This window comes from Arthrobacter sp. BF1, from assembly GCF_056680215.1.
Window position 1 is genome coordinate 3146162 of sequence record NZ_CM155271.1, and the last position, 22907, is coordinate 3169068.

Genomic DNA, 22907 nt, shown 5'->3' on the forward strand with positions numbered 1-22907 from the left:
CAGGCGGGGAAAGGAGTTGGCCAATGAATCTGTCCAGGCGGCTTCTTTACGCATCGGAGGTCTGGGAGGTGGCCCGGCCCCGCACCGCGCTGACCGCAGGGCACGTACTCATCCGGCTGACCAACCCCGCCGTTGCCTTCGACCTCCGCTCCGCAGCCGACTGGCTCCTGTGCCATAACGCCGCCCGCCAGGCACTTGCGGACGTTCTCGGTGCAACCCGCTGCACTGTGTTGTTTGCGCACCAGTGGCACCCCATTGGTGCGGCCATCGGCGAGCCGGAGGTGGAGTCCTCCACGCCCACGTTCCACTTGTTCGGGCGCTGGGACGGCGAGACGGTCACCCCGGGCGAACAGCTGCTGCTTCCCACCCAGCGCCGCGTGCCCGTGGCACCGGAGGAGCTCGCAAAGTTCGACGACGGCCTGCGCTCCGCCCTGCGCCGCTCGGCTGTGGAGCGCACGGAGGATGAGCGCACGGCACGCGCGAGAGAGCAGTTCGCGGCAGTGCTGACCGACGATACTGCCGCGAAGTGCACTCTCGACGGGCCGGCCCCGGAGTCCGTCCCGCTGGCGGACCGCCCGCTGCCCGGGATTTCGGCGACCCCGCCCCCAGCGAAAGCAGGGCGGCACCATACTGTTCTTTCCCCGGCGTCGCTGTCTCCGGCGTCGGATCATGCACTGACGCCCGGGCACCTGCTGGCTTTGGCGGCCGCCGTGCAGGAACTGACCGATCGCCCCGGGGTCACGGGACTGAGCTGCGTGGTGCCGGATCCGGGTGCCGGACCGCTCAAAGTCCACGCCTTGGGCCGCTCGGCGGGCGAGTCGGTCAACCCCCTCCAGGAATTCCTTTCGTTGCCAAGTGTTAACCGGGCCTTATTATGACGAGCTCATAATAAGTGCAATAATGGAGCCATGACGGAACTCCTTGGCGGCCATGATGCATGGGCTGCTGCCCTGCGGTCCCACGGCCGCCGCGTGACCAAGCAGCGGCTTGCCGTGCTTGCCGCCGTCGAACACCACCCGCATTCACCGGCGGAGAGCATCCTTGCTGCAGCGCGGGCTGAGCTTCCTGAGCTCACCGCACAGTCGGTCTACGTTGTCCTGGGCGACCTCACCGACCTGCATATGCTGCGCCGTTTCGAGCCGCCGCACTCCCCCGCGCTGTACGAGACCCGCGTAGGCGACAACCACCACCACGCCATCTGCATCAGCTGCGGCCGCGTGGAGGACGTCGAATGCGCCGTCGGGCATGCCCCCTGCCTCACCCCGCACTGGGATGAGAACACCAAGCCCATGACCATCCAGATCGCAGATGTGATGTACCAAGGCATCTGCCAGGACTGCCAGCAGTCCCAAAAACTTTCCCCTCAAACGTCACAAGTAATAGAGAAATAGGAGAACAATGACTGCCATTTCAACCACCCAGTCAGGTGCCCCCGTCACGTCCGACGCGCACTCCCAGTCAGTTGGTGCCGACGGTGCCATCATCCTGACTGACCACTACCTGATCGAAAAGCTTGCACAGTTCAACCGCGAGCGTGTGCCGGAGCGTGTAGTGCACGCCAAGGGCGGCGGCGCTTTCGGTACGTTCAAGACCACCTCGGACGTCTCCAAGTACACCAAGGCAGCGTTCCTGCAGCCGGGCACCGAGACGGACATGCTGATCCGCTTCTCCTCCGTTGCCGGCGAAAGCGGCTCCCCTGACACTTGGCGCGATCCCCGCGGCTTCGCCGTCAAGTTCTACACCACCGAGGGCAACTACGACCTCGTGGGCAACAACACCCCCGTCTTCTTCATCCGCGACGGCATCAAGTTCCCGGACTTCATCCACTCCCAGAAGCGCCTCCCGGGCACCCACCTGCGCGACGCCGACATGCAGTGGGACTTCTGGACCCTGTCCCCCGAGTCCGCACACCAGGTCACCTGGCTCATGGGCGACCGCGGCCTGCCGGCCTCCTGGCGTGAAATGCAGGGCTACGGCTCGCACACCTACCAGTGGATCAACGCCGAGGGCCAGCGCTTCTGGGTCAAGTACCACTTCAAGTCCAACCAGGGCGTCAAGGCCATGACCGGGGATCAGGCCGAGGAACTGGCCGGCTCGGACGCGGACTTCTACATCCGCGACCTGCAGGAAAACATCGCCGAGGGCAACTTCCCGTCCTGGGAACTGCACGTCCAGGTCATGCCGTACGAGGACGCCAAGACGTACCGCTTCAACCCGTTCGACCTCACCAAGGTGTGGCCGCACGCTGACTACCCGCTGATCCACGTGGGCACCATGGAGCTGAACAAGAACCCGGAGAACTACTTCTCGCAGATCGAGCAGGCCACGTTCGCGCCGTCGAACTTCGTGCCGGGCATCGCTGCTTCGCCGGACAAGATGCTGCAGGCCCGCATCTTCTCCTACGCCGACGCACACCGTTACCGCGTGGGCACCAACCACGCGCAGATCCCGGTGAACCAGCCCAAGAGCCAGGTCAACAACTACAGCCAGGACGGCGCCGGGCGTTTCCACTTCAACGCTCCCTCCGTTCCGGTGTACGCACCGAACTCCGTGGGCGGCCCCGCCGCTGTTGAGCCGGCCTCCCCCGCCGGCGGCTGGGAGAACGACGGCGAGTTGACACTTTCCGCGCACTCCCTCCGTTCCGAGGACGGCGACTTCGGCCAGGCCGGCACCCTGTACCGCGAGGTCTTCGACGACGGCGCCAAGGCCCGCCTGCTCGAGACCATCACCGGTGCCGTGGGCGGTGTGAAGACCCCTGAGATCAAGGAACGCGCCATCCAGTATTGGACCAACGTTGACGCCGAACTGGGCGCCAAGCTGCGCGCCAACCTGGGCGCCGGCGCCGTTGACTCCGACGCTGAGGCTGCCAACAAGATCGGCTGATTCGGTCTTCCGGAGAACCTGAACACCCCGCCACGGATTGTCCGTGGCGGGGTGTTTTGCTTAGTTTGTGCCTGCCGCGGCGGGGCGGTGGCCCTTCTTCGCGAGCTGGATCTGTTCGTAGACGTGGTGGCGAAGCTCGGTGAAACGGGGCAACGACCGGGTCTCCAACTGATCGCGGTCCACCGGGAGATCGATCACGATGTCCTCCTGAACCACGGTGGGCGAGGAAGACAGGATAATGACGCGTTCGCCGAGGTAGACGGATTCGTCGATGTCGTGGGTCACGAAGAGCACTGTCACCCCGAACTTCTTCCAGATCGTGCGGATCAGGTCCTCCAGATCCGCACGGGTCTGCGCGTCCACAGCGGCAAACGGCTCGTCCATCAGCAGCACCTCGGGCTGGTAGGCGATGGCCCGGGCAATTGCCACGCGCTGCTGCATGCCGCCGGACAGCTGCCACGGGTAGGAGCGCGGGACGTGGGCCAGGCCCACGGCCTCGAGTGCCTCGTCCACGAGCCGGTCGCGTTCGGCCTTGGCCACCCCCTGGTTCTTCAGCGGCAGCTCCACATTTTCCCGGACGCGCATCCAAGGGAACAGGGACCGGCCGTATTCCTGGAAGACCACGGCCATCTTCTTCGGCGGGCCAGAGACGCGTTTGCCGTCCAGGAGCACCTCGCCCTCGGTGGGGGCCATCAGCCCGGAGATGCACTTCAGGAGCGTCGTCTTGCCGGAGCCGGAGGGACCCACGAGGCAGGCCAGTTCGCCGGCGCGCAGGTCGAAGGTCAGGTTGCGCACCGCCTCGATGTCACCGCCGTCGGTCTGGTACACCTTCTTCAGCCCGCGGACCGAAAGCATCGCCTCCGGCAGGGTCTTCCCGGACGGCAGGGTCTTCCCGGCTGGCGCCGGGGTTGCGTCAGGCTGCATTTTCTACCTCTTTCTGGCCGTGGTACCAGCGCAGGATGTTCCGCTCGGCCCACTGGAAGATGAACGACATGGCCACCCCCAGCAGGCCGAGCACCACAATGCCGGACCACATTTCCGGGATGGCGAAAGACCGCTGGAACTGGACGATGGTAAAGCCAAGCCCCGAGGACGAGGCGAACATTTCGGAGATCACCATCAGGATCAGCCCCAGGGACAGTGACTGGCGCACGCCGGCCATGATCTGCGGGCTGGCCGAGGGCAGCACCAGGTATCGGACGCGGGCCCAGCCGTCGATGCCGTAGGTGTGTGCCGAATCTGAGAGGACCCCGTCCACGGCACGGACGCCTTCGATGGTGTTCAGCAGGACCGGCCAGACACAGCCCGAAATGATCACCGCCACCTTCATGGAATCCGTAATGCCCATCAGCAGGATCAGAACCGGGACCAGGACAGGCGGCGGGATGGCACGGAAGAATTCCAGTGTGGGCTCCAACAGCGCCCGGAGCCATTTGACCGAGCCGATCAGGACGCCGCCGACGACGCCGATGATGATTGCCGCGACCACGCCTACCAGGAGCCGTCCAAGGCTGGGCAGCACGTCGCTGAAGAAGCGTGGGCCGAACCAGACCTCGCCGAACTTGGCGACCAGCGTTGCGGGGGTGGGGACGAAGAAGTTCACTGCGCCGAGGGTTGAGGCCCACCAGAGCAGGACCAGCAGGACCGGCAGCGCCAGAACGTAGCCGAGGGTCTTCAGTGGTTTCATACGATCACCTCGGAACGGACGGAGGAGTGCCAGGACAGGGTCTTCTTCTCGATGAACCGCATCACCGCGTTGATCAGCACTCCAATCAGGCCGGTGGCAAGCACCAGGGCATACATGCCCGAGATGGCGCCGCCGGACTGGGCGAGCGCAATTTCACGGCCGAGGCCCGGAGAACCGATCACCAGTTCGGCCGTGATGGCCAGGACCAGTGCCACTGTGGCGGCGAGGCGGACGCCTGTCATCAGGTAGGGCAGGGCCGTAGGGAAAACGACGTACCGGATCCGCGCCATCCGGCCCAGTCCGTAGGTCTTGGCGGTGTTGTTGGCCACCATGTCGATGTCGGCCACCCCGTAGAGGACCTGGATCAGGACCTGCCAGAAGGCGGCATAGGTAATCAGCATGAGCGACGATTCGATCTTCACACCGAAGAGCAGCACCGCCAGCGGAATGAGCGCCACGGAAGGGATGGGGCGCAGGAATTCCACTGTGGAGTTCGTGGCCTTGCGCAGGAAGTCGCTGGAGCCGATGACAAAGCCCAGCAGCACGGCCAGGGCCACTGCGATCACCAGGCCCAGGAACCAGGCCGTCATGGTTTCAACGACTGAGATCCAGAAGGCTGTCAGGCCGAAGTCCCGCACCAGCGCGACAATAACCTCGCTGGCCGGCGGGAGAAACCGTTCATTGATGATGCCCAGCCGCGGAATGAGCTCCCACGTGCCCAGGAATCCCAGGATCCCTGCCAGGCCAAGCAGCTGCTTTACCGGCAACTTGCGGACCTGCCGGCGGTCCCGTCCCGCACCGGAGACGGGACCGCCGGAGGTTGGAGCGTCTGCACTCACGGGAGGAGGTCGCCTGCGTTCGGAGCCTTGGTCAGCGTGCCGTACTTGGCGGCGGCGTCGCCGAGGGTCTTGAACGCATCCTTGTTGAATTCCACGCGGTAGCGCGGCAGGATCATCTTGGCGCGGGTGGCTTCATCGATCTTGGTGTAGGTCCCCACGATGTCCCGGACATCCTGCGGGTGCGCCTGGGCGTACTCGAGGGACTTGTTCATGGCACGGGTGAACTTCGCCGTCAGCTCGGCCTTGCCCTTGACGGTGTCGGTCTTCGTGAAGTACCCGGCAATGTCCAGTTCCGGGCTCATCTCAACGAAGTTCGAGGAGACGATCTTGCCCCCTTCGGACACGGCCTTGGAAAGGAAGGGCTCCAGGATCCACGCTGCGTCCACCTGCTTGTTAGCCAGGGCAGCCGGGGCGTCCGGGAAGGCCACCTCAACAAACTTCACGCTGCCGGGATCGCCGCCGTCCTTTTCGATGATGGACTTGATGGTGGTGTCGCCGATGTTGGAGAGGTTGTTCACCGAGACAGTCTTGCCGGCGAGGTCCTTCGCGGACTGGACACTCGAACCGGCCGGGACCACAACGCCGCCGATGTCCTTGCCCTTTTCACCGGTGGTGGATGCGCCGTTGGCGACGAACTTCAGGTCGAGGCCTTTGTCCTTGGCCACCATGACCGAGATGAGGTTGGAGAACGCGAAGTCAAAGCTGCCGCTGACCACGCCGGGGACGATTGCTGCGCCGCCGGTGGCCGTCTGGATGTCCAGCTGCAGGCCCTCGTCCTTGAAGAACCCCTGCTTGTCGCCCAGGAAGATCGGTGCGCAGTCGACGATGGGAATGACCCCGACACTGACTTTTGTCAGTTCCGTGCTTCCGGTCGAACCTGCCGTGGAAGTTCCACCGCCGGTGGAGCTCGGCGAACCGGACCCGCAGGCAGAGAGGCCCAGGACGGATGCTGCGGCAAGCACGGCGATGACACTACGACGATTCATGTTCACTCCTTTGTGATTCTGCATGGGAGTGAGACGCCCCCAAGCCAACCCTGTTCGCAGTCCGAACAGACGTTCAAAGACAGTCTCCGCCACCAGACGTTGAAGGGTCAACCAGATCGGCCCATTGTTATCCTCATGATACGTAAGCAACCGCATGGTGGACAGGGGCCCGTTTTTCCGCAAGTTTGTGGCTGCAAGTGACGCTTTCCACATAGAAGCGGCTGGCTCTGGCTGGAGCCCGGTACCCTGCCTAGGATCACTGCATGAGTACATTTCAGGGCATCCCCGCAGGGGCATTCGCGTTCTACGCCGAGCTTGAGGACAACAACAACCGGCAGTGGTGGCAGGAGCACAAGGACAGCTACACCACCCTGGTCCGGGATCCGCTCATCGCCCTCCTGGCCGAACTGGAACCACGGTTCGGTCCCGCGAAGATTTTCCGGCCCAACCGGGACGTCAGGTTCTCCCAGGACAAGTCACCGTACAAAACCGCCCAAGGCGCCTTCGCGTCGGCCCAGGAAGGCGTGGGTTTCTACCTCCAGGTGAGCGCGGACGGACTGCTCGTGGGCGGCGGCTACCATTCCCATACCCCGGCGCAGCTGGCGAGGTTCCGGAATTCGGTGGACGCATCGGGCACCGGTGAATCACTGCGGCACATCGTGGACGGCATAGCTGCCGCAGGCTTTTCGGTGGAGGGCGAGAAACTAAAGACCGTGCCGCGCGGTTACGACCGGGCGCATCCCCGGGCGGAACTGCTCAAGCACAAATCGCTCTCCGCCGGCACCAACCTGGGCCAGCCGGAGTGGATCTCGTCACCGGCTGCCGTACAGGAGATCGCCACGTTGTGGGAACAGTTGCGGCCCCTTGTCGACTGGGTGGGGCGGCACGCCGCCCCGTGACAGCGGGGCCCGCGCGCCACAGGCTGGTCACCGCGCTGCCGGTTCCATGGCGTCCGGCAGGCCGCGGTCACCGTCTTTGCCTTGCGGCCGTCCGGCTTAGCGGCGCGCGTGCGTCTCATCCGCCGTTGCGACTTGGGCGCTGGATTTCCCGCCGTCCACCGCAGACTTGGCCGCAGCGAACTTTTCGTTCAGGCGGGAGTGCCTCTGGCCGTAAGCGAAGTAGATGATGATGCCAATGACCAGCCAGCCGGCGAAGAACATCCAGGTTTCCACCGCCAGGTTTGTCATCAGATACAGGCACAGCACGGCGGAAACCACCGGCAGGACCTTTCCGAACGGCACCCGGAAGGACGGCTTGAGATCGGGACGCTTCTTGCGCAGCACCAGGATGCCCAGGCTGACCATCACAAACGCGGACAGGGTGCCGATGTTGATCATCTCTTCGAGCAGGTCCACGTTGGTCAGGCCGGCCACGAGTGCCACGGCAGCGCCGCAGATGATCTGGAGGCGGACCGGCGTCGAACGCTTATCACTGGTCTTGGAGAGGGACCGCGGCAGCAGTCCGTCGCGGCTCATCGCCAGCACCACACGGGACAGTCCCATCAGCAGCACCATGATGACGGTGGTGAGGCCGATCAGGGAGCCGAACGCAATGACCTTGGCAGCGGTGGTGTTGCCGACGGCTTCGAACGCGGTGGTGAGAGTGGGGTTCTCCGCCGCCGCGAGGTCGGTGTAGGAAACCATGCCGGTCAGGGCAAGGGACACCAGGATGTAGAGCAGGGTCACCACGGCGAGGCCGCCGAAGATTCCGCGCGGCAGGGTCTTCTGCGGGTTCTTCACTTCCTCGGCGGAGGTTGCCACCACGTCGAAGCCAATGAAGGCGAAGAACACCAGGGCCGCACCGGCGAAGACACCAAGCGTGCCGTACTGGGCCGGCGCAGCGCCGGTGAGGAATCCGAAGAAGGACTGCTTGAGAACGTCAGCGGCGCCGCCGCCAGTGGGCTCCGCAGCCGGGACGAACGGGCTGTAGTTCTCGAATTTCACGTAGCTGAAGCCCACCACGATCACAAACAGCACCACGGCGATCTTGATCAGCGTGAAGACGTTCCCCACGCGGGCCGAGAGCTTGGTGCCCAGCACCAGGAGGACGGTGAAGATGGCAACAATCAGGAAAGCGCCCCAGTAGAGGTCCACACCGCCGATCGAGAGGGCCGGCGGCACGTCGGCTCCCATCAGCGCGAAGACCTTGCTGAGGTAGATGCCCCAGTACTTGGCAATAACTGCCGCTGCGGTGAACAGTTCCAGGATGAGGTTCCAGCCGATGATCCACGCGAGCAGCTCGCCCATGGTGGCGTAGGTAAAAACGTACGCTGACCCGGCGACGGGAATGGCGGTGGCGAACTCGGCATAGCACATGATGGCCAGGGCGCACGTTACGGCGGCAATGGCGAATGAGACCGTCACGGCCGGCCCGGCGAAGTTGGCCGCGGCCTTGGCGCCCACCGAGAAGATGCCGGCACCGACTGCCACCGCGACACCCATGATCATCAGGTCCCAGGTGCTGAGTGACCGCTTGAGCTTGCGTCCGGGTTCATCGGCGTCGGCGATGGACTGCTCGATGGATTTGGTCCGGAGAAGGTTCATAAGTAGTGAATCCTGGCTTGTGGCGGAAAGGGACTTATCAATGGTAGTGTCCGCCCACTGGACGGTCATAGTTGTACCAAATACTGAGACGCCGGTGACAAACGGAAGGCCCGGCCTGAAGATCAGGCCGGGCCTTAAGGGCGCAGTTCAGACGGGCCAGTCCATCAGGGTGGACCGGATCAGGAAGCGTTTGCCTTCGGGCGCTTCCACCGAAAAGCCGCTCCCCCTGCCTGGCACAACGTCGATTGTCAGGTGCGTGTGGCTCCAATACTCGAACTGCTCCCGGGACATCCAGAACTCCAGCGGCTCCGGCTTGAGCCCGTCCGAGATATCGAAGAGCCCCAGCAGCACGTCAGAATCACCGGTGATGAACTCGCCGGCGGGGTAGCACATGGGTGAGGAGCCGTCGCAGCAGCCACCGGACTGGTGGAACATCAGCGGCCCGTGCTTCAGCCAAAGCGCTCGCAGGAGTTCCACGGACTCCGCGGTGAGTGCCACCCGGGAGAAATCCTCCCCGGGCAGCGTCACTGCGGCGTCGAGCCGATTGTTGGGCATCAGAACCTCAGCACCACGCGGCCGTCGATCTTCGCATGCTTCATTTCGTCAAGGACTGCGTTGATTTCACCGAGCTCCCGTACCGAAACAGTGGGATGGATCTTGCCCTGTGCGTAGAAATCCAGCGCTTCCTCCAGGTCCTGCCTGGTACCGACGATCGAACCACGGACGGTCAGGCCCTTGAGCACAATCTCGAAGATCGGCGCCGGGAAGTCGCCCGGCGGCAGGCCGTTGAACACAATCGTCCCGCCCCTGCGTGCCATGCCGATCGCCTGTCCGAAAGCGGACGGGTGCACTGCGGTGACAAGGACTCCATGGCAACCTCCGGTTTCACGCTGGATGACTTCAACAGGATCTTCGTGCAGGGCGTTGACCGTCAGTTCGGCGCCGTGGGATTTGGCCAGGGCGAGCTTGTCGTCCGCTATGTCCACGGCAGCAACCCGCAGTCCCATGGCAACCGCGTACTGGACGGCGATGTGCCCCAGGCCGCCAATGCCGGAGATGGTGACCCACTGGCCAGGTCTGGCCTCGGTCATTTTCAGGCCCTTGTAGACCGTGACGCCAGCGCAAAGAACCGGCGCCACCTCCACGGGGTCCGAGCCGGCAGGGATGCGCGCCGCGAAGCGCGAATCCACCAGCATGTACTCGCCGAACGAGCCGTCCACGCTGTAGCCGGCGTTCTTCTGCTCCTCACAAAGGGTTTCCCAGCCGGTGCGGCAGTACTGGCAGTCGCCGCAGGCGGACCAGAGCCAGGCGTTGCCGACCAGGTCGCCAACAGCGAGGTCGGTGACGCCATCACCCAGGGCCACGACTTCACCCACGCCCTCATGGCCGGGAATGAACGGCGGCGTCGGCTTGACCGGCCAGTCGCCTTCCGCCGCGTGAAGGTCCGTATGGCAGACCCCGGTGGTGAGCACCTTGACGAGGGCTTCCCCCGGACCTGGCGAGGGAAGGGTGACGTCCTTGATTTGGAGGTCCTTGCCGAATTCGGTTACTACTGCAGCTTGCATTGTCGTCGTCATTGGCGAAATCCTTGCGTCGTTGTAGCGGTGATAGTGGGTTGCGGGCGGCCCTGAGGCCGCCCGCCCCGGGCCGGGCTTAGAAGAAGCCGAGCTTGTTCTCGTTGTAGCTGACCAGGAGGTTCTTGGTCTGCTGGTAGTGGTCCAGCATCATGGAGTGGTTTTCACGCCCGATGCCTGAGGACTTGTAGCCGCCGAACGCGGCACCTGCCGGGTAGGCGTGGTAGTTGTTGACCCAGACACGGCCTGCCTGGATTTCGCGGCCTGCCCGGTACGCAACGTTGCCGTTGCGGGACCAGACGCCGGCGCCGAGGCCGTAGAGGGTGTCGTTGGCGATGCCCATGGCGTCGTTGTAGTCGCTGAACTTTGTCACCGAAACCACCGGGCCGAAGATCTCTTCCTGGAAGATCCGCATCTTGTTGTGGCCCTCGAAGACGGTGGGCTGGACGTAGTAGCCGCCGGCCAGGTCGCCGGGAAGCTCCGCGCGGCCGCCGCCGATGAGCACCTTGGCGCCCTCCTGCTTGCCGATGTCGATGTAGGAGAGGATCTTTTCGAGCTGGTCGTTGGAGGCCTGCGCGCCCACCTGTGTTTCGGTGTCGAGCGGGTTGCCCTGGATCATCTTCCCCACCCGGGCGATGGCATCGGCCATAAAGGAGTCGTAGATGTCCTCCTGGACCAGGGCGCGGGACGGGCAGGTGCAGACTTCGCCCTGGTTGAAGGCGAAGAGCGCGAAGCCCTCCTGCGCCTTGTCGTAGAAGGCGTCGCTGGTATCGGCGGCAACATCGTTGAAGAAGATGTTCGGGCTCTTGCCGCCGAGTTCCAGGGTGACCGGGATGAGGTTCTGGCTGGCGTACTGGCTGATGAGCCGGCCGGTGGTGGTTTCACCCGTGAAGGCGATCTTACGGATGCGGGGGCTGGAGGCCAGCGGCTTGCCTGCTTCGACGCCGAAGCCGTTCACCACGTTCAGCACACCGGCGGGAAGGAGGTCACCGATGAGTTCCATCAGGACGAGGATGGACGACGGCGTCTGCTCGGCCGGCTTGAGGACCACGGCGTTGCCGGCTGCCAGCGCAGGGGCCAGCTTCCAGACCGCCATCAGGATGGGGAAGTTCCACGGGATGATCTGGCCGACGACGCCGAGGGGCTCGTGGTAGTGGTAGGCGGTGGTGTCGTCGTCGAGCTGCGACAGCCGGCCTTCCTGGGCACGGACGGCGGAGGCGAAGTAGCGGAAGTGGTCCGCGGCCAGCGGCATGTCCGCGTTGAGGGTTTCACGGATGGGCTTGCCGTTGTCCCACGATTCGGCGACCGCAAGCATCTCCAGGTTTTCATCGATCCGGTCTGCGATCTTGTTCAGGATGGCTGCACGCTCGGCAACGGAGGTCTTGCCCCACGACGGCGCAACCTTGTGCGCCGCGTCCAGCGCCAGTTCGATGTCCTCGGCGGTTCCGCGGGCGACCTCGCAGAAGACCTTGCCGGTGACGGGGGTGATGTTCTCGAAGTACTGGCCCTTGACGGGGGCTACCCACTCGCCGCCGATCCAGTTCTCGTAGCGGTCCTTGAGCGTGACCTTCGAACCCTCGGTACCGGGCTGTGCGTAAACAGTCATTGCTAGCTCCTTTGCTGTGCATGAGGTGGCCTTGATACTGGGGCCGCCGTTGGATTCAGCGTAGGAGAGAGAAGGTTGCAGGCAGGTTGCAACTAAGTGATCCAGCTCACGTCGGGAGTGGAGTGCGACGGCGGCGCGCCGTTTAGGCGCTCAGTTCGGCTTCCAGCCGCTCAAGATCGGCGACGACGGCGGCCCGCTTAGGCGAGCGCGGCGGCAGCAGTTTCAGGGCGGCAGTCCGGACGTCGACGTCGTCCCTTGCCTCCGGGAGGGCAGCGTACTTGAGCAGCGTCTCGGCACTGCCGTCAGTCAGCACCGCTTCGCGCATGAGCGAGGAGACCCTGTCGCGCAGGTCAATGATGCCCGGCGCCTCGGATCGCGGCAGCAGGGCGCCGCGGTAGATTTCCAGGGCGATCCGGTGAGCCCCGCGCTGGAGGCAGCTGAGCACCTGGCCGCTGTCCGGGACCAGGTCCATGCTGAGTTTGTAGGGCCGGGATTCGGGGACGGCGGCCGGGTTGAGCTGATGCAGGATCTTGCGCAGCCGGACCATTTCGGCGCGGAGGGTCATGGTGGACCCGTCTCCCGGGTAGAGCAGCACAGAGAGTTCGTCGGCGCTCAGGCCGCCCGGGTGCGTGCTGAGGAGGGCGAGGATTTCACTGTGCCGGGCGGACAGCGCCACCGTTTTTCCTTCGATGCTGAGCAACGCCTGGTCGCGGCCCAGGAGCTGCAGGCTGTTGCGGTAGAGGCTGCCTTCCTTCACACCACCGGTGCCCGCTCCCCCGGCCCGCGCCGAACCCGGCACGGCCGACCGTGACCCTGACGCGGTGCCGGCGTTCCGCCGTCGGGCCGGCCGGCTGGCAAGGGTCGCCGCCAGCTGCAGCCGCTCAACACGGAGCTGCGCCTGCGCGGCAGCGACGGTGGCTTCAACGAGCGACAGCGTGTGGGGCGCCACGGCAGTGGCTTTGCCCGTGATGTCCACAACGCCCAGCAGCGCGCCGGAATCCGGATCGTGGAACGGGACGGCGGTGCAGCTCCAGGCGTGCACGGACCGCTGGTAGTGCTCCGCCCCGGAAATCTGGATCCCACGGCCCAGCGCCAGGGCAGTTCCGGGGGCGCTGGTCCCCACAGTGGCCTCGGACCAGTCGGCTCCCGGGACGAACATCATGCCTTCGGCGCGGCGCTGCAGGGCCGGATCGCCTTCCACCCAGAGCAGCCGGCCAACCTCATCGCCGACGGCAACGAGCAGGCCGCTGTCGTGGCTGGGCTGGACCAGGAGCTTGTGGATCACGGGCATGATGCTGGCCAGGGGGTGCTGCCGCCGGTATTCCTCGAGCTCGTCGGTGTCCAGGGCAAGAGGGGCTTCGGGGTTGTCAGGGTTGGCCTTCAACCGTGCCGATCGCTGCCAGGATTCCCGGATGAGCTCGCGCAGGCCGGGGAGTTCCGGCGCCAGCGGAAAAGCGCGTGCGTCCAGCTGCTCGTGGGCGGCCAGGGCATGCCGCTGGGCCACCGCTAGCAGTTCACTGCCAGCTGCCGGTGGCTGGATAAGGTTCCTCATCGAACTCCCCTCGGTGCTGCACAGTCTAGTGGCTTGCCCAGCTTTCTGTCCGGTCGCGGAGTTCGGCATAGCGCTCGTAGACGTGGGGCCGCGGTGTGTCTTCAAAGACCGTGGAGTCTCAGGCGCGGGAAATGTTGATCATTTCCTCGCGCGGGACGACCTTGATGCGTTCACGCACGACGGCGGCAGTCCCCTCGGTGCCGGATCCGCCTTCCGACCACTCGGCACCGAGGGCCGCTTCGTGCGCGTCCAGCTTGATCCAGCCCTCCCACGTTGTGTACTCGATGCCGCGTGATTCCAGGAGGTCGATGATGGCTTGGGGGTCCGGGTTCTGGGCGGGGGGCAGCGTGAGCCGGTCCTCCAGCAGGAAACCGATGGTCTCCAGGGCGTCACCCTTGGTATGGCCGATCAGGCCTACCGGCCCGCGTTTGATCCAGCCGGTGGCGTAGATCCCCGGCACGGGGTTGCCCGCGGAATCCAGGACCCGGCCGCCCTCGTTGGGGATCACGCCGCGTTTGGCGTCGTATTCCAGTTCGTCCAGCGGCGAGCCGTGGTAGCCGATGGCCCGGTACACGGCCTGGACCGGGTAGTCCACAAACTCCCCGGTTCCCTTGACGTTGCCGGTTCCGTCGAGCTCCATCCGCTCGAACTTGATGCCGGCCACGCGGCCGGACCCGCCGTCGGTGCCCTCGCTCCCGGATATTTCGACCGGGCTGTGCAGGAAATGCAGGTGCAGGCGGCGGGAGGATGGTTCCTCCGCCTCCGCATGCTCTTCCACCAGCCAGTTGGTGAGGGTGTTCACCATGGTTTTGATCTGGTTGTTGCTGCGGATGGCGTCATCGGAGGCTTCGTCGAACTCGAAGTCCTCCGGGTACAGCACAATGTCCACGTCCTTCATGTGGCTCAGTTCGCGCAGCTCCAGCGGGGTGAACTTCACCTGGGCGGGGCCGCGGCGGCCGAAGACGTGGACGTCCGTGACGGGCGAATTCTTCAGGCCAGCGTAGACGTTGTCCGGGATCTCCGTGGTGAGCAGTTCATCGGCGTGCTTAACCAGCATCCGGGCGACATCCAGGGCTACGTTACCGTTGCCGATCACGGCGATCTCCTTGGCGTCCAGCGGCCACTCGCGAGGCACATCGGGGTGGCCGTCGTACCAGGACACAAAGTCCGCCCCGCCGAAAGAACTGGCCAGGTCGATGCCGGGGATGGGCAAGTCCGCGTCCTTGATGGCGCCGGTGGAGAAGATCACGGCGTCGTAGAAGGCGCGGAAGTCATGCAGGGTGAGGTCGCGGCCGTAGGTGACGTTGCCGAGGAACCGGATGTCGCCGCGGTCCAGGACCTTGTGCAGGGCGTTCACGATGCCCTTGATGCGCGGATGGTCAGGGGCCACCCCGTAGCGGATCAGGCCGTAAGGCGCCGGGTATGCCTCGAACAGGTCGATGCTGACCTCGAAATCGCCGTCCTTGACGCCGTTGGACTTGGTCAGGATGTCCGCCGCATACACCCCGGCCGGTCCGGCGCCGACGATGGCGACACGGAGTGGACGCTTGGAGGTGGTTTCGCCTGGGTTGGACACCGGGAGCCCTTCTGGAACGAGGAGATTGCGCCGAAGCGCACAATGCAGAATGTGCACAGTGCGGGTTGCACACAGTGCCCCTATTCTAAATGTGCCCGGGCGCGGATCGTGTCAGGCGGGTTGCGCAAGGCGGACCGCCGCTCCCGGGGACCTGCCTAACCGCTCTTTTGCAGCGGCACCACGTCACCCTCCCGGTAAAGCAGCGCGCGGAGCTCGGACTCGGCTGACTGTACCCGGTGGGGATCGATGGTCTCCCCCGCGGCAAAGTGGTCCAGCAGCCGGGGGTCAACGTAGCTTTTGCGGGCGATCGACGGCGTGTTCCCCAGCACCGATGCCGCCTCCTCCATGGCCATGCTGATGGCGCGCTTCCGCGCCGCCACCTTTTCCTGTGGCCCGCTGCGCGCCAGGCTGACGGCAGCCGCTACGGTCCCGCGCAGAGTCCTGAAGTCCTTGGCCGTGAAGTCCAAGCCCGTGCGCTCCTTGACGTAGCCGTTGATCTCGGCACTGGTCACCGGATGCCAGCTGCGCCCGTTCTTGTAGGCCAGCAGGCGGGCGTTACCACCGCGGCGCTTGAGCGTCCGCACCAGGGCGGCAAGGTCGGCGTCATGGATTACGGATTCCCAGTCCTTGCCGCTCTTGGCCGGGAATCTCAGCTCCAGGGATTCCTTGCGGACGTGGACGTGCGCGCACAGCAGGGTGGCCAGGCCGCGGCTGCCGTTCTCGTTGGTGTACCGCTCCGAGCCCACCCGAAGGGAACCGCTGTCCAGCATCCGGAACGCCGCCGCGAGGACGCGCTCCCGGCCAACGCCGTCGCTGCGCAGGTCAAGGGTGACCAGCCGGCGGGCGGCGGGCAAGGACTCCGCCAGCTGCAGGGCACGATCGAACTTCACCCGGTCTTTCCGCTCACGCCACACCGGATGATAGATGTACTGCCGCCGCCCCACGGCATCCTCGCCCGTTGCCTGGATGTGCCCGTTCTCGAACGGTGCGATCCAAACATCCTTCCAGGCCGGCGGGATCCCGATGCTTTCGAGCCGGTCCCGGATGGGCCCGGGCGGCAAGGTGGAGCCGTCCAGGTCGCGGTAGCTGAAGCCCGTCCCCGCGGCCACGCGCCGGTAGCCGCGACCGTTGGCGTTACTGCGCCGAAGCCTCATGGCGTGGCATCCTGCCGGTTCGTCCATTCCATAAAGGCAAGCCTACTGATGATTTGGCGGAATACCCGCCCGGAGCATGATGTTATGGGAGACGTGCCTACTCCCCACGGTCCCACCCCCGCCACCAAAGCCACCAACCTCAGGGCTGCGGGAAAGCCTGCGGGCGGGTCGGCAGCGCCCGGTCCGAATGCCCCAGGGCCGAAGTCCGTGGACAAGGAAACGACGGCGGGAATCCTGTTCGGCTTCGGCGCCTACGGGCTGTGGGGGCTGCTCCCGTTGTACTTCTTTGCGCTGCTGCCGGCCGGGGCGGTGGAGATCGTGGCCAACCGTGTGGTGTGGTCGCTGCTTTTCTGCGTAGCACTGATCACGGTCACGCGGTCCTGGCGCGCCCTGGGCAATGCCTTCCGCGACCGTTCCGTCTTCGGCGCACTGGCCATCGCCAGTGCCCTCATCGCCGTCAACTGGCTCACGTACACGTACGGCGTGACCACCGGCCAGGCTGTCGAAGCCTCCCTCGGATACTTCATCAACCCCCTTGTCTCCGTCCTCCTCGGCGTGATTTTCCTCAAGGAAAAGCTGCGCACCCTGCAGTGGGCCGCCGTCGGAATCGGCTTTGTTGCCGTGGCTGTGCTCACGGTGAGCTACGGCAAACTTCCGTGGATCGCCCTGATTCTGGCCTTCAGTTTCGGCCTGTACGGGTTCGTGAAGAACCGCGTTGGCCGCAAAGTGGATGCGGTGACAAGCCTCAGCGTCGAGACCATGGTGCTGGCTCCCCTGGCCGGGGCCACCATGGTGTTCCTCGGCCTGAGTGGCTCGGCCACCCTCGCCACCCAGGGCCCGGGTCATTTTTGGCTCCTCGCGGCTTCAGGCGTGCTCACGGCAGTGCCGCTGTTGTTCTTCGGCGCTTCGGCCCGCAGGCTTCCGTTGACCACCATCGGGCTGCTTCAGTACGTGGCGCCCATGCTGCAGTTTGTCGTGGCGCTGCTGGTCTTCAAGGAGGCCATGACGCCGGACCGCTGGATCGGTTTTGGGGTGGTGTGGCTGGCCCTGCTGGTCCTGACGGTGGACATGCTGCGGACGGCCGGGAAGAACTCGGCCGCTAAACGGCTCGCCCGGCAGTAGGAGGGCCCTGCTCGGGTGGCGACCCGGCGACCCGGCGGTCAGCCACCCAGCGCACGCCGCATGGCGTCGTACGCGGGCCTTGGCTTCCCGTCGTCGAACAGGAAGTCGTGGCCCTGCTGCAGGCTGCCGGCGTCGTCGATGGCCCAGTTGTAGCGGTTGTCGACGCCCCACGTCGTGTAGGAGACGCAGGCACGCGAGCTCAGGCAGGTGGCCAGCACCGAGGCGTACTGCTCTGCCTGGGCGTCCTTGCCATGGTCGTCCGTGACATCGTTCTCCGAGATACGCACACGGAGACCGGCCGCGTCGAAGGTGGCGAGCGTCTTGGAAAGCTGTGCAGGCGGAATGGCGTCGGTGTTGAGGTCATAGATGTGTGCCTGGAGGCCGACGCCGTAGATGTGGCCGCCCTGGGTGTTGGTGTCGAGCGCCAGCTTGAGCAGGGCGTCCTGGCGGCGGCCCGGCACATCGGCCCCGTTCTCGTTGATGAACTGCTTGACGTCCGGATCGGCGTCGTAGACCGCATTGGAGACCACCGCCGGGTAGCCGGGCCCGAAGACGCGGTACCAGGTGTTCTGCTGGAGGCTGGTGCCCTGATCGACGTCGAAGGGCTCGTTGACGACGTCCAGCGAGGCGAGCCGCCCCTTGAAGTGCGTCACCACGGTGTTGACGTAGTCCAGCAGCGCGGTGGCGCTGGACTTGCGCTCCGCATCCGTGCCGCTGGGCAGCTCCTGCATCCAGCGCGGCATGGCCTCGGTGAAGGCGATGGTGTGGCCGTGCACAGTCATGCCCTTACTTTCGGCGATCGCCAGGATCGCGTCGGCCTCCTCAAAGGTGTAGACACCCTGCTGCGGAGAGAGGAACTGCGGCTTCATGGCGTTCTCCGGCGTGACTGAGCCGAAGTTGCCCACGAGCTCCCGCGCGTAGTCCGCGTCCGAGGCGAGCGGACCGAGCGCCACGGCCGCACCGATCTTGAAGTCCGGACGGGTTCTGGCGGCCAGCGCCTGCAGGCCGTCGGCCGACGACTGGCCGTCGGAGACCGCGACCCCCGACGTTCGCAGGCCGGCGCTCTCCGGTGCAGCCGCCGTGAGGGAGGTGACGTCGAAGGCCCCGGAATCGCTCGATAATCCGAGCCACAGCTTCCCGGAGGAGAACACCTTTCCGAGGGGCAGCGAGGCGAGGGTGTGCCCGCCGCTGGCAACCGTCAGCGTGTCCCCGGACCGGTGCACCGAGAGCGGCGCTTTCGGGTCGCTCACCGTCACGTGCTCGTCGTGCACGGGGACAGGCTGCGTCATGTCTTTCTTCTGGGTGCCGTCAAAGACGGCGATCTCCAGGTCAGCGCCCTGGAGGGTGAGCCGCAGGCCCGCCGGCTCGACGCGGAACTCGTCCGCGATCACCGGGGGCCGGTCGTACAGCGCCCATGACGCGTCCGCGGTCACGTCGGCGAACGTCGCGCTGAGGGTGAAATCCCCGTTGACTACCAGGTGTGTGCCGGCCAGGTTGAGCGGCGGGTTCGGCTGGCCTCCCCCGCCGTTCTGCTCGACGATGCGCCTGGCGGTGGCGGTAACCTGCAGGCCGTTGCTGCCCGCCGTCACGCCCGGGGTGTCCTGCCAGTTCTCGTGTAACAGGTCGACATTCACATCTGGCTTCGGTGTTGGTTCGGGTGAGGAGCAGCCGCCGAGGACAACAAGAAGGCCGGACGCCAGTACCACCATTCGTGAGTGCGTGCGCCCGGCCATCCTGTCTCCTCTTCCTGGTCGTTAGGGCTTGGTCCAGCGGACGTCGTCGAAGTACGCCTGCAGTCCCGAGTTGCCTTGGACGATAACCTGCAGGCTCGCCTTGGCAACCGAAGTGGTGCTGGGCGAGTACGTCAGGTCAACGTTGGTCACGCCGGCGGCCGTTACGCCGAGCTTATACTGCCCGGAGATCCACTGACCTGCGGCGTTGTACTCGTCGATGTAGAAGCCCACCTCACCGCTGGTTCGCGCCGCGACGTTGAGGTAGCTGGCGATCTTGTAGGTACCGGCTGTCACCGCGACCTGCGGGGAGAACAGGTGCTTGTTCGCCGTGGTGGCCGTCGCCTTCACCGAGTTGACCGGGTTGGCCGGGCTACCGTGATTGGCGGCGTCCGCCAAGATGGTGGTGGCCGAATCGGTTGTCCAGCCCGAGCTGATGCCGGCGTCGAAGGTGCCGTTGGCGACGAGGTTGGACGCCGGCGGCGGAGTGGCCTCCGCGCCGAGCGCCAGCATCTGCACGTTGTCCACATAGGCCGTGATGCCGGTTCCGGTCACCCAGACCTGCAGGCTCGCCGAGGCCACATTGGTGGAGCTCGGCGTGTAGGTGAAGTTCATCGACTCCACCCACCGCGAGTTCTCCCGCTTGCGGAACTGCCCGGAGATCCACTGTCCGGCGGCGTTGTACTCGTCGACGTAGAACCCCACCTCCCCGGTGGTAATCGCAGCCACGTTGAGGAAGGCCTTGAACATGTAATTGGTGGTCGGCGTCACCGGGACGGTCGGGGAGAACAGATGACCCGTCGCGGCCCCCGAGACCAGCTTCACCGCCTTGGCGGAGTCGGGGTAGCTGCCGTTGTTCGCCGCGTCCGCCGTGATGGTCGCCGGGGCGTCGGTCCGCCAGCCGTCACCCAGGCCGTTGTTGAACGTGGGGTTCGGCATCTTGTTGGGGGTGCCGTTCACGAGGCCCTTGCTGACGTTGACGTTCTTGATCTGCCCGGCCGTGACCTTGGTCTTGACGTAGGCTGCCAGCTGGTCAAGTTCGGCAGTGCCGTACTCGTAGTCGTCCGGGACCTGGCTCGGGTTCGGCCTGATGTCGTGGAAGGTAAAGATGACCCATTGTTTGTTCGCGATTGCCGCGTCCACTTGGGCCTTCAGGTTGGCCACCGGGGTGGTGACCTCCTGGACCGGGACGTCGCGGAGCAGGTAGTCACCGAGCGGCCACGGGTTGTTGCCAGTGTCGGCGAAGCCGCGCATGGAGCTGTAGTACTTGGCCACCTGGGCGACCGCGGACATGTCGTAGTCGCCGTACGGCGGTGCGAACGCGGTCGGGTTGAAGCCGTTGGCTACCAGCGCGGCCTTGCTGTTGGCCAGCTCGGCGGTCAGCTGGGCGGCTGTCAGCTTGGTGGCCTGGCAGTCGTTGCCGACGCTCACGAGGCACTGATGATCCACCGTATGGGACCCGATCTCCCAGCCGTAGGTGTTCTGCAGCTGCGTGATCTGGGCCCACGTCATATACGGCACATCAGTGTTGGCCCGGCACGTGTTTGGCACGGTTGTCATGCCGACGCAGTTCGTGATCACGTAGTTGGTGCCGGTCAGTCCGTATTTCTGCAGTGTGGGCGCCGCCTGCGTGAGCGCGCTGGCCTGGCCATCGTCGAAGGTGAAGGACACCAGCGGAGTCGGGGCCGGGTTGTCCACGGCGGCGAACGCGGCCGTTGGGGACAGCAGTGCGGTGGCCATGGCCGCCACCGCTCCGAGGGCCACGAGCCTGGCGCGCCCCCGCGCCAAGCTGGATCTGATTCTGGTCATGAGATTCTCCGTTCTTCGGGTGGCCGACAGCGCCGGGTGACACAGCCGAATGGTGATTACGGGCCCTGCAACTGCTTGAACGCCTGCGCGACAGGCAGGACTTGGATGCCGCTTTGGTCGACGAGTTGCAGCTGGGCGTCAAGGACGTCGCTGGTGATGGTGCTCCGGTCCGCCGCGATGGTGCCGGTCTCCTGGGTGCCGGTGGACTGGGGGGTCGAGATCTGGTGGTAGACGAGGATGAGCCAGCCGTTCACCCGGGACGTCTCGGCGAGCGCTTCTGCCAGCTTGTCCGGGGTGGTCTCGTCGGTGACGTAGAAGACCTTCAGATCGTGCGGGTCGAGGTTCTGCCGGGTGTTGAGGCCATCGTCGGTCCCGCGCACGATGTCGAAGTACTTGCTCGCGTACCAGTCGACCTGGGAGTCGGACCGTCCGTACGGAGGTGCCAGGTTGTCCGTGCTGAGGCCGGCCGCCGCCAGCGCTTCCTCACTCTTCCGCAGCTCCTCGTCCAGCCTGTCGGTGCCGATCGAGGTGAGATCGACGTGTTCGTAGCTGTGTGCGGCGAACTCATGTCCGGCGTCGTGCATCTGCTGCACCTCGGCGGCCGTCATGAAGTTCGGCGTCTCGATGGCGCTGGCGTTGACGTACTGGGTGGACCGGAAGCCGTGCTTGTTCAGCAGGGGCAGGGCACGGTCGTACACAGACTGCCAGCCGTCGTCGAACGAAATCGAGACCATGGGCTTGTCCCAGCGGAGGGGGCCCGGCTTGGTGACGTCGGTCAGGGAGTAGCCCCGGACGCGTGTGGTGCCATCACGGTGAGACACCAGGGTGACCATCGCCGTCTTCGCCCCGTCGGGAACCTGGAACGCCTCCCTGATGGTTGTCCACTCTCCCGCCGGGGGCACCGTCTCCAGGTTGCGGAACGCGCGCCCACCGGCCGAGAGCTCGAACTCAGCCACAACGTCCACCTCGCGCTCGGACTGGTAGGTCGCGGCGAACTCGAAGTACCGGTCGGTGGTCACCGGGATCGGCTGGTACTGCCACTTCGCCTCGCCGTTCTGGTAGTTCGAGATGCGGGTCCAGAGGTAGCCCCCGCCGTCGTCCTTGCCGCGCCCGGATTCCACGGTGGACGCCCCGGAGGAGTACGGGGACCAGAGGTCCGGTGCGCTCGGCTGGGGACCGGCGAGTCCTGGGTTGGGGATGACGTTCGGGCCTGCCGTCGGTGCGGGCGGCAGCCGGACGTCGTCCGCCGCCTCGAGGTAGGCGCCCTCGACCCGGACGGTGGCCTTCGATGAAAGCCGGAAGAGATACTCCACCGCCGTCGTCGTGGTTCCGCTATCGAACGCGTCGCTCACGGTGAACGGGGTATTGCCCGGCCGCTCGAGGGGGTTCCGCAGTTGCTCCAAAGTTGCGCTGCCGTCCGCATGGTACTTGCGGGCCAGCAGCGTGAAGTCGGCGTCGCTGCTGGTGAACGCCTTGAACAGGTAGGTCTTGCCCGGCTCGACATTGACCCGGGGGCTCGTCAGGGTGACATCGCCCGTGGCGTATTGGCTGATGTCGAGCTCCAGCGCCTGGCCGCTCACCTGCCCGTTGACCAGCTCCATCGAGGTCAGGGCGTCCCCGCTGTGGCGGACGGTCCAACCACCCAGGGGGGCGGCGGGGGCCGAAGGGACGGACGCCGCCGCCGCACCTGCCGTCGTCGCAACGAGCGTGGGGAGAAGGTTCGCGCCGGGCCGCGCCTGCGCGATGCTGTTCTTCCCGCCGGTGTACAGCAGCCACCCGCCGGTGATCAGGGCGACCACCACAGTGATGACCACGAGTGGATTCAGCAGCACACGGAGAATCCACC

Annotated in this window: 19 protein-coding genes; 5 read left to right on the forward strand and 14 right to left on the reverse strand. The window is 65.5% G+C overall.

All coding sequences use genetic code 11. From position 1 onward, the window contains the following. Positions 1-23 precede the first annotated feature (23 nt). Genes AC1MCD_RS14780 through AC1MCD_RS14790 form a run of 3 tightly spaced genes read left to right on the forward strand, consistent with a single transcriptional unit; the run spans position 24 to position 2883 of the window. Positions 24-878: a hypothetical protein gene (locus AC1MCD_RS14780; RefSeq protein WP_498673007.1), complete on the forward strand. Its 855-nt coding sequence runs from the start codon at positions 24-26 to the stop codon at positions 876-878. Between the two features lie 30 nt (positions 879-908). Beyond that, entirely contained in the window at positions 909-1391 is a 483-nt protein-coding gene (locus AC1MCD_RS14785) for a Fur family transcriptional regulator (RefSeq protein WP_498673008.1), read from the forward strand. 7 nt (positions 1392-1398) lie between these two features. Further along, entirely contained in the window at positions 1399-2883 is a 1485-nt protein-coding gene (locus AC1MCD_RS14790) for a catalase (RefSeq protein ID WP_498673009.1), read from the forward strand. 60 nt (positions 2884-2943) lie between these two features. Here the strand turns inward: AC1MCD_RS14790 and AC1MCD_RS14795 are convergent, their stop codons facing one another. The 4 genes from AC1MCD_RS14795 to AC1MCD_RS14810 form a co-directional block, all read right to left on the reverse strand. Next, positions 2944-3807 carry an ABC transporter ATP-binding protein gene (locus AC1MCD_RS14795; protein ID WP_498673010.1) on the reverse strand — a complete coding sequence of 288 codons (864 nt, stop codon included), beginning with the start codon at positions 3805-3807 and terminating at the stop codon, positions 2944-2946. Beyond that, complete coding sequence (locus AC1MCD_RS14800) at positions 3797-4570, reverse strand: ABC transporter permease (RefSeq protein ID WP_190987407.1); 774 nt, start codon at positions 4568-4570, stop codon at positions 3797-3799. The genes AC1MCD_RS14795 and AC1MCD_RS14800 overlap by 11 nt, the downstream gene beginning before the upstream one ends. Beyond that, positions 4567-5337 (reverse strand): ABC transporter permease, encoded by a 771-nt coding sequence (locus AC1MCD_RS14805; protein ID WP_498678364.1) that lies wholly within the window; start codon positions 5335-5337, stop codon positions 4567-4569. The genes AC1MCD_RS14800 and AC1MCD_RS14805 overlap by 4 nt, the downstream gene beginning before the upstream one ends. 68 nt (positions 5338-5405) lie before the next feature. Beyond that, positions 5406-6395 carry an ABC transporter substrate-binding protein gene (locus AC1MCD_RS14810; protein ID WP_498673011.1) on the reverse strand — a complete coding sequence of 330 codons (990 nt, stop codon included), beginning with the start codon at positions 6393-6395 and terminating at the stop codon, positions 5406-5408. A gap of 263 nt (positions 6396-6658) precedes the next feature. On the opposite strand from AC1MCD_RS14810, the gene AC1MCD_RS14815 reads away from it, so the two are divergent. After that, a complete protein-coding gene (locus tag AC1MCD_RS14815; protein WP_498673012.1) occupies positions 6659-7294 on the forward strand; it encodes a DUF2461 domain-containing protein in 636 nt (211 codons plus the stop codon). 96 nt (positions 7295-7390) lie between these two features. On the opposite strand, the gene AC1MCD_RS14820 is transcribed toward AC1MCD_RS14815, so the two are convergent. The 7 genes from AC1MCD_RS14820 to AC1MCD_RS14850 all read right to left on the reverse strand — a co-directional run bounded on the left by AC1MCD_RS14820 (position 7391) and on the right by AC1MCD_RS14850 (position 16400). Further along, positions 7391-8938 (reverse strand): amino acid permease, encoded by a 1548-nt coding sequence (locus AC1MCD_RS14820; RefSeq protein ID WP_498673013.1) that lies wholly within the window; start codon positions 8936-8938, stop codon positions 7391-7393. A gap of 147 nt (positions 8939-9085) precedes the next feature. Then, entirely contained in the window at positions 9086-9493 is a 408-nt protein-coding gene (locus AC1MCD_RS14825; RefSeq protein ID WP_498673014.1) for a DUF779 domain-containing protein, read from the reverse strand. Continuing rightward, positions 9493-10515, reverse strand: coding sequence for an alcohol dehydrogenase AdhP (adhP, locus tag AC1MCD_RS14830; protein WP_498673015.1), 1023 nt, complete (start codon positions 10513-10515; stop codon positions 9493-9495). Before adhP ends, AC1MCD_RS14825 begins: the two co-directional genes overlap by 1 nt. Positions 10516-10591: 76 nt before the next feature. Beyond that, positions 10592-12118 (reverse strand): acetaldehyde dehydrogenase ExaC, encoded by a 1527-nt coding sequence (gene exaC, locus AC1MCD_RS14835; protein ID WP_498673016.1) that lies wholly within the window; start codon positions 12116-12118, stop codon positions 10592-10594. A 142-nt stretch (positions 12119-12260) separates the two neighbouring features. Then, positions 12261-13670: a helix-turn-helix domain-containing protein gene (locus AC1MCD_RS14840; RefSeq protein WP_498673017.1), complete on the reverse strand. Its 1410-nt coding sequence runs from the start codon at positions 13668-13670 to the stop codon at positions 12261-12263. 118 nt (positions 13671-13788) lie between these two features. Further along, positions 13789-15246 (reverse strand): FAD-dependent oxidoreductase, encoded by a 1458-nt coding sequence (locus tag AC1MCD_RS14845; protein ID WP_498673018.1) that lies wholly within the window; start codon positions 15244-15246, stop codon positions 13789-13791. 155 nt (positions 15247-15401) lie between these two features. Continuing rightward, positions 15402-16400: a DNA topoisomerase IB gene (locus tag AC1MCD_RS14850; protein ID WP_498673019.1), complete on the reverse strand. Its 999-nt coding sequence runs from the start codon at positions 16398-16400 to the stop codon at positions 15402-15404. 84 nt (positions 16401-16484) lie between these two features. Here AC1MCD_RS14850 and rarD point away from each other — a divergent pair, with 84 nt between their 5' ends. Beyond that, the gene (gene rarD, locus AC1MCD_RS14855) at positions 16485-17522 is read left to right on the forward strand and encodes an EamA family transporter RarD (protein WP_498673020.1); all 1038 of its coding nucleotides are present in this window, start codon (positions 16485-16487) and stop codon (positions 17520-17522) included. A 38-nt stretch (positions 17523-17560) separates the two neighbouring features. Here rarD and AC1MCD_RS14860 read toward each other — a convergent pair whose 3' ends face one another. From AC1MCD_RS14860 to AC1MCD_RS14870, 3 genes are read right to left on the reverse strand one after another with little or no spacing between them, the layout of a single operon-like run. Then, the gene (locus tag AC1MCD_RS14860; RefSeq protein WP_498673021.1) at positions 17561-19255 is read right to left on the reverse strand and encodes an endo-1,4-beta-xylanase; all 1695 of its coding nucleotides are present in this window, start codon (positions 19253-19255) and stop codon (positions 17561-17563) included. 21 nt (positions 19256-19276) lie between these two features. Then, positions 19277-21061 carry a polysaccharide deacetylase family protein gene (locus tag AC1MCD_RS14865; protein ID WP_498673022.1) on the reverse strand — a complete coding sequence of 595 codons (1785 nt, stop codon included), beginning with the start codon at positions 21059-21061 and terminating at the stop codon, positions 19277-19279. Positions 21062-21117: 56 nt separating this feature from the next. Continuing rightward, on the reverse strand, positions 21118-22893 hold the full coding sequence (locus tag AC1MCD_RS14870; protein WP_498673023.1) for a polysaccharide deacetylase family protein: 1776 nt from the start codon (positions 22891-22893) through the stop codon (positions 21118-21120). Positions 22894-22907: the final 14 nt, after the last annotated feature.